General features: G+C 67.4%; 8 protein-coding genes and 1 pseudogene. 5 read left to right on the forward strand and 4 right to left on the reverse strand.

Annotated features, from left to right (window positions below):
- From NKF06_RS19380 to NKF06_RS19390, 3 genes and pseudogenes are all read right to left on the reverse strand, one after another.
- Positions 1 to 236, reverse strand: a pseudogene (locus tag NKF06_RS19380) (hypothetical protein); the annotation flags it as partial.
- 58 nt (positions 237 to 294) lie between these two features.
- On the reverse strand, positions 295 to 1,041 hold the full coding sequence (locus tag NKF06_RS19385; protein WP_253246347.1) for a DUF2797 domain-containing protein: 747 nt from the start codon (positions 1,039 to 1,041) through the stop codon (positions 295 to 297).
- Between the two features lie 148 nt (positions 1,042 to 1,189).
- Positions 1,190 to 2,137, reverse strand: coding sequence for an NAD-dependent epimerase/dehydratase family protein (locus tag NKF06_RS19390; protein ID WP_058828834.1), 948 nt, complete (start codon positions 2,135 to 2,137; stop codon positions 1,190 to 1,192).
- A gap of 141 nt (positions 2,138 to 2,278) precedes the next feature.
- Here NKF06_RS19390 and NKF06_RS19395 point away from each other — a divergent pair, with 141 nt between their 5' ends.
- The 5 genes from NKF06_RS19395 (at position 2,279) to NKF06_RS19415 (ending at position 5,656) form a co-directional block, all read left to right on the forward strand.
- Complete coding sequence (locus NKF06_RS19395; protein ID WP_004970839.1) at positions 2,279 to 2,821, forward strand: tRNA (cytidine(56)-2'-O)-methyltransferase; 543 nt, start codon at positions 2,279 to 2,281, stop codon at positions 2,819 to 2,821.
- 85 nt (positions 2,822 to 2,906) lie between these two features.
- Positions 2,907 to 3,437 (forward strand): transcription factor TFIIE subunit alpha, encoded by a 531-nt coding sequence (locus tag NKF06_RS19400; RefSeq protein WP_004977409.1) that lies wholly within the window; start codon positions 2,907 to 2,909, stop codon positions 3,435 to 3,437.
- Positions 3,438 to 4,115, forward strand: coding sequence for a DUF2110 family protein (locus tag NKF06_RS19405; RefSeq protein WP_004977408.1), 678 nt, complete (start codon positions 3,438 to 3,440; stop codon positions 4,113 to 4,115).
- A 4-nt stretch (positions 4,116 to 4,119) separates the two neighbouring features.
- The gene (locus tag NKF06_RS19410; RefSeq protein WP_058828833.1) at positions 4,120 to 4,875 is read left to right on the forward strand and encodes a DUF5803 family protein; all 756 of its coding nucleotides are present in this window, start codon (positions 4,120 to 4,122) and stop codon (positions 4,873 to 4,875) included.
- An 88-nt stretch (positions 4,876 to 4,963) separates the two neighbouring features.
- On the forward strand, positions 4,964 to 5,656 hold the full coding sequence (locus NKF06_RS19415; protein ID WP_058828832.1) for a molybdopterin-binding protein: 693 nt from the start codon (positions 4,964 to 4,966) through the stop codon (positions 5,654 to 5,656).
- Positions 5,657 to 5,674: 18 nt separating this feature from the next.
- On the opposite strand, the gene NKF06_RS19420 is transcribed toward NKF06_RS19415, so the two are convergent.
- Positions 5,675 to 5,917 (reverse strand): hypothetical protein (locus NKF06_RS19420; RefSeq protein ID WP_253246348.1); only part of this gene is annotated, 243 nt, incomplete at its 5' end.

The raw sequence follows: 5,917 nt of genomic DNA on the forward strand, positions 1-5,917 counted from the left end.
CCGCCGCCCATCATGCCGCTCATCATCTGCGCGAAGGGGTTTCCGCCGCCGCCACCCATGCCGCCGGGGCCGCCGCCGCCCATCATCTCTTCGGGGTCGGGACGCTCGCCTTCTTCGCGCTCTTTCTCGCGGCGCTGTCGAATCTCTTCGACCCGCTCGCGGAACGACTTCTCTTCTTCGCCGTCGTCGCCCTCGTCGGGCGTCTGCGTCTCGTCTGCGGGTTCGTCGTCAGCCATGAGAGCGAATTGGCTGTCCTCCCGGAAAGTGCTGACGGTCTCTGAGAATCGTGACTCCTCAGCCGAACGCGCCGAGGCTCGACTGGAGGTCGCGGTCGGTCCCGCCGTCGCCGAGTTCGTGACCGACGAGGTCGCGCATGTCGACCGCGTAGGTCGTCCCGCGGTGGTCGAGGACGAGCACGCGCCCCTTCACGCCGCGGACGGTTCCCGTGGCGACGGTCTCGGCGACCGGCGAGCCGTCGAGGTCGAGGCCGTAGTCGAACGCGAACGTCTCGATGGGGTCGAACTCGGAGACGAGCGCGTCCCACGCCGCGGCGTCGACCGACCGGTCGAACCCCTCGATTTTGGTCGGGACGCGGATGCGGTCGGGAATCTCGCTCGCCAGCTCGGCCTCGTACTCGCGGGCGACGCGGCCGTCGGAGAACGTCCGAACGTGGGCCGCGCGGTCCGCGCCCTGCTCGCGCAGGCGGGTGTCGAGCCGCCACTCGCGGGTGACGCCGACCTTGAACGTGTCGGGGGCGAACGCGGCGAGGTAGACTGCGTGGTCCTCGTAGCAGTCCATCTCGTCTTTCAGGCACGTCCCCGTGCACTTCGCGCAGACCCAGGTGTGGCGGTGGTCCGAGCAGTACGGCGCGCGGTCGTTGTCGCAGGAGACGTGGCGGTCGTCGTGGATGGTACCCGCGCAGTGGCGCTCGCCGAGGCGGTAGTCGAGTTCGGTGCCGGGGGCGAGCGCGACCGAGTCGATGCCGCCGCTCGCGCTCACGAACAGCGCGGGGGTTCCGGTATCGTAGCCGACGACCTGCACGCTTCGGGGTAGGGAGTCGCGATAGAAAGGTGGCTCGCTCCGGGGTCGGACTGCGGGGTCTGTCGGGCGTCGCCCCGGGTGTCGGTGTTATCTGGGCTGTTGGTCGCGGTTGTTAGCCGCGGCTGTCGGCCGCAGTTATCGGCAGCCGTTATTCGTACTCGGCGCGAAGCTCTTCAGCGAGCTCCTCGGCGGCGCGGCGGACGGCCTCGTCGCTCGACCCGTCGGGCTCCCAGCCGAGCGCGGAGAGCTTCTCGATGGAGAGGCGCATCTTGGGCACGTCGCCGGTCCAGCCGCGGTCGCCGCCGGTGTACTCGAACTCGGGGTCGAGGTCCAGCACGTCGGCGACGATGTTGGCGATGGTCGTCACGGAGGTCGTCGTCCGCGTACCGAGGTTGTAGACGTTGTAGTCGCGCTCGGCATTCTCGACGATGTGGCACATCGCGTCGATGCAGTCCTCGACGTGGAGGTAGGACTTCTCCTGTCGGCCGTCACCGAGGATTTCGAGCGTCTCGGGGTTTTCGAGGAGCTTCTCGATGAAGTCCGGGATGACGTTACCACGCTGGTTCGGGCCGACGATGTTGGCGAAGCGGTACATGTAGACCGTAACGTCGTACGAGTGGGCGAACGTCGACAGGAGACCCTCGTCGGCGAGCTTGGAGGAGCCGTAGATACTGATGGGTTCGAGCGGCGCGTAGTCCTCGGGCGTCGGCCGCGGGGCCTCGCCGTAAATCGTCGACGAGGAGGTAAAGGAGATGTTCGACACGCCGACTTCCTGCATCCGTTCGAGGATGTTGTACGTCATCTCGGTGTTCTCCTCGAACAGCTGTCGGGGGTTGCCGTAGTTCGTGTCCGTGTAGGCCGCGAAGTGGAAGACGATGTCGAGGTCCTCGGTGACGGCCTCGGCGACGTCGTCGGGGTCGGTCATGTCGGCCTGTACGAAGTCGACGCCGTCGGGGACCTGCTCGCGGTCCCCCTTCGAGAGGTCGTCCGCGACGACGACGTGGTTGTCCTCGGAGAGGCGCGCAGCGAGGTGAGAGCCGACGAGTCCCGCGCCCCCGGTCACGAGGACGCGCTTGTCGGAGAGTTCCAGCGACATGGCACAGATGATTCGACCGAGTGATAAGTCCGTTTCCCCTCCGGGCTGCGGGCGGGCGTCGGTGATGGTCGCCACCCTGTCCTCGGCGACCGCCGCCGGCGTTCCGAAAGCACCACTTTCCCCCGCCGTCTTCGGAGAGACATGCACAACGAACCCGAGGTCGCCGTCCTCCGGTACGGACACCGGCCGGGGCGTGACGACCGGATGACGACGCACGTCGGCCTGACGGCCCGCGCGCTCGGCGCTGACCGGGTCATCCTCCCGGACAATGCCGGCCACTCGATGGAGACCGTCGAGGACATCACGGGCCGGTTCGGCGGCCCCTTCGAGGTCGAACTCACCGAGGCGCTCAACGGCGTCATCCGCAACTGGGAGGGCAAGGTCGTCCACCTCACGATGTACGGCGAGCGCGTTCAGGACGTGGAGGCCGACATCCGCGAGGCGCACGCCGAAGAACCGCTTCTCGTCGTCGTCGGCGGAGAGAAGGTTCCCTTCGAAGTGTACGAGGGGGCGGACTGGAACGTCGGCGTCACGAACCAGCCGCACTCGGAGGTCGCCGGCCTCGCGGTGTTCCTCGACCGCCTGTTCGACGGGCGCGAACTCGACCGCGAGTGGGAGGACGCCGAAAACCGGGTCGTCCCGATGGCGACGGGCAAGAAAGTCGTGCCGGCCGACGAGGAGTAATCGGACGCGTCGGCGCGCCCGCCAGCGGTTCTCCGCTGCCCCGGAGTAATAAGACTTAATGGCGTTCCTGACGCCATTTCGCACAATGGCTTTTGAGGAGTTACTGAACGACCCTGTTATCCAGAAGTACCTCCACGAGTTGGTTGGGCCCACTGGGATGCCGGTCGCGGCGGCACCCCCGGACGGCGAGGTCACCGACGAGGAACTCGCCGAGGAACTGCGGCTCGAGCTCAACGACGTGCGCCGTGCGCTCTTTATCCTCTACGAGAACGACCTCGCGTCGTATCGTCGCGTCCGCGACGAGGATTCCGGCTGGCTCACCTACCTCTGGACGTTCCACTACGAAAACATCCCCGAGAACCTCGAAGAGGAGATGTACCGGCTCCTTGAGGCGCTCGAGGAGCGACTCGACTACGAGCGGGACCACGAGTTCTACCTCTCGGAACCCGCCGGAATTCGCTTCGAGTTCTCCGAGGCGATGGAGCTGGGCTTCCAGTGTCCCGAGACCGGCGCGCCCCTCGAACCGATGGACAACGACGACCTCGTCGACGCGATGGAACGACGCATCGAAGAGCTTCGAGACGAGCTCAACGTCGAAGTGACGGGGACCAACTGAATGGTCGTTCTCGCAACGAAGTGCTACATCGACGGCGACGCCCGCGACCGCGCGCTCGACAGTCTCACCTCGCTCGTCGCCAACGACATCGGCGACCTCGACGTGGAGTACGACATCGGCGTCCGCGACGACGATTTCATCTCCGTAACGGTCTCCGGCGACGACGAGACGGTCGCGCGCAACGTCCTCCGCGAGGAGTGGGGCGAAGTCACGCCGCACCTCTCGGCCGGTGAGACCTACGTCGGCACGCTCGAACACTGGGACGACGACGGCTTCGTCCTCGACGCCGGCATCGAGGTGCGCATCCCGACCGAGGAACTCGGCCTCGGCCGCGGCTCCGCGACCCAGATTCGAGACCGCTTCGGCCTCGTCCAGCACATGCCCCTGACGTTCGTCTACGGCGGCGACGACGAGCCCTCACGGCTGGCCGACGAGCAGGTCGACCGCCTCTACGACTGGACCCGCGGCAGCGGTCGCGTCAACGTCAACAGCGCGACCCGCGGCGAGGTCCGCGCGACGGTCAACCGCGCCGGTCACGCGAAAGATATCGTGACGGTCGAGCGCCTCGGCCTCCTCGAACAGAGCATCGTCTGCCGGGACGAGACCGACCCGCCAGGCCTCCTCGCCAGCATCGGCTCGTACCTGCCGGCCGAACTGAAGTGCGTTATCGGCCAGTAAGACGATGAACAGGCGACTCCTCGTCGGTATCGCCGCGCTTGCCCTCCTCCTCGTGACCGCCGGCTGTCTCGGCGGCACCTCTAGCGTCTCGAACGACCGGCTCGACGCCGCGCCCGACGGCGAGTACGCGTGGTCCGCGGAGACCGACGCGCACATCACCGTTCAGGACAACGGCCGGTTCCGCGCGGTCTACGAGATGAACGACTCCTCGGTCGAGCTCTACCGCTTCGACGGCTTCGGCAGTCGGACGCCGCTTCCGGTCGAGGCGGTCCGCTACCGCTACGAGAACGGGAGCGTCATCAACGGGACTGAACTGAAGGCCCGCGGCGGCGACGTGACCCAAAACGACCGCATCACGAACGTCTCGCTCCCCGCTGACGCCGGGAGCGCCGGCAAAATCGCGTTCAGTTCGTCGTCCTCGCCGAAGCGGTTCTCGCTTCCCGTCTTCGTCGAGGGGAGCTACGAGGTCGTCCTGCCTGCCGACCGCCGCGTCGACTTCCCGATATTCGGGGCGGTTCGACCGTCCGGTTACGAGACCGAGGTCATCGATGACCGGGTCCACATCCGGTGGCCCGAGGTGACCGACGGGAACGTCGTCGTGCAGTTCTACCTCCAGCGCGACCTCGGCATCTTCGCGGCGGTCGCCGCCGTCTCGGTGCTCGTCGGCGGCGCGGGGATACTCTACTACCGCCGGCAGATTCAGGCGCTCCGCGACCGCCGACAGGAACTCGGCTTGGACGTCGAAGACGACGACCGCTGACGAACGCCCGGCAAACCGCGGCGTCGGTCGGCCGACTCGGCTCGCCGGTGTGAACGCTTTTTTGCCTCGCAGCCCGCTACCTCGGGGTATGCAAGTCGCCGTGGTCACCGTCGGGGACGAACTCCTCGCCGGCGACACCGTCAACACGAACGCCGCGTGGTTGTGCGCGGAACTGACAGAGCGGGGCGTCTCCGTCGAGCGCGTGACGACGGTCCCCGACCGCGTCGCCGACATCGCCCGCGTGGTAAACGAGTACCACGCCGAGTACGACGCCGTCGTCGTCACCGGCGGGCTGGGGCCGACCCACGACGACGTGACGATGGAGGCCGTTGCGGCCGCGTTCGGACGCCCTTTGGAGCGGAACCCCGATGCCGAGGAGTGGCTGGAGACGAACGGCGGCTACTCCGCGGCGGACCTCGTGGAGGGGACGACCGACCTCCCCGCCGGGTCGCGAATGCTCCCGAACGACGAGGGCGTCGCGCCCGGCGCGGTCGTCGGTTCGGTGTACGTGCTCCCCGGCGTCCCCGGCGAGATGAAAGCCATGTTCGCCCGCGTCGCCGACGAGTTCGCCGGCGAGCGGACTCACGTTCGGTTCGTCCACACGTCGGAGCCGGAAAGTTCGCTCATCGAGCGGTTCGAGGCCGTCCAATCAGAGTTCGACGTGACCGTCGGGAGCTACCCCGGTGACCACGTCAGAATCAAACTCGCCGGAGCCGACGAGGAGACCGTCGAATCGGCGGCCGCGTGGCTCGAAGCGCGAGTCGAGTCGTACGAAGAATAGGGTCGGTCGGCCGACGGGTCAGCGCTGGAGGTACCAGAGCCACCCAGCGGTCATGAGGATACCCACGAGAAGCACGGTCGCGGCCGTCTCCGAGGTCGGCAGCACCTGTCCGGCGGATTCTAACGGAATCATAGGTGACAATTGCCCGGTCCCCTTGTTAAACGGTGAGGTTCCGGCGACGGTCGGCCCGGACTGAACGTCGCCGCCGTGGCCGACGCGCGCTGCCCGCGGCACCGCCGCTCGCGGCGGGCGGTTCAACCG

Source organism: Haloferax sp. AB510 (assembly GCF_024136985.1).
GTDB lineage: Archaea > Halobacteriota > Halobacteria > Halobacteriales > Haloferacaceae > Haloferax.

Excerpts from the sequence above, each read along its gene's own strand:
- NKF06_RS19390 (WP_058828834.1), bottom strand. The coding sequence starts at position 2,137 with ATGTCGCTGGAACTCTCCGACAAGCGCGTCCTCGTGACCGGGGGCGCG.
- NKF06_RS19395 (WP_004970839.1), top strand. The coding sequence starts at position 2,279 with ATGCACAACGAACCCGAGGTCGCCGTCCTCCGGTACGGACACCGGCCG.
- NKF06_RS19400 (WP_004977409.1), top strand. The coding sequence starts at position 2,907 with ATGGCTTTTGAGGAGTTACTGAACGACCCTGTTATCCAGAAGTACCTC.
- NKF06_RS19405 (WP_004977408.1), top strand. The coding sequence starts at position 3,438 with ATGGTCGTTCTCGCAACGAAGTGCTACATCGACGGCGACGCCCGCGAC.
- NKF06_RS19410 (WP_058828833.1), top strand. The coding sequence starts at position 4,120 with ATGAACAGGCGACTCCTCGTCGGTATCGCCGCGCTTGCCCTCCTCCTC.
- NKF06_RS19415 (WP_058828832.1), top strand. The coding sequence starts at position 4,964 with ATGCAAGTCGCCGTGGTCACCGTCGGGGACGAACTCCTCGCCGGCGAC.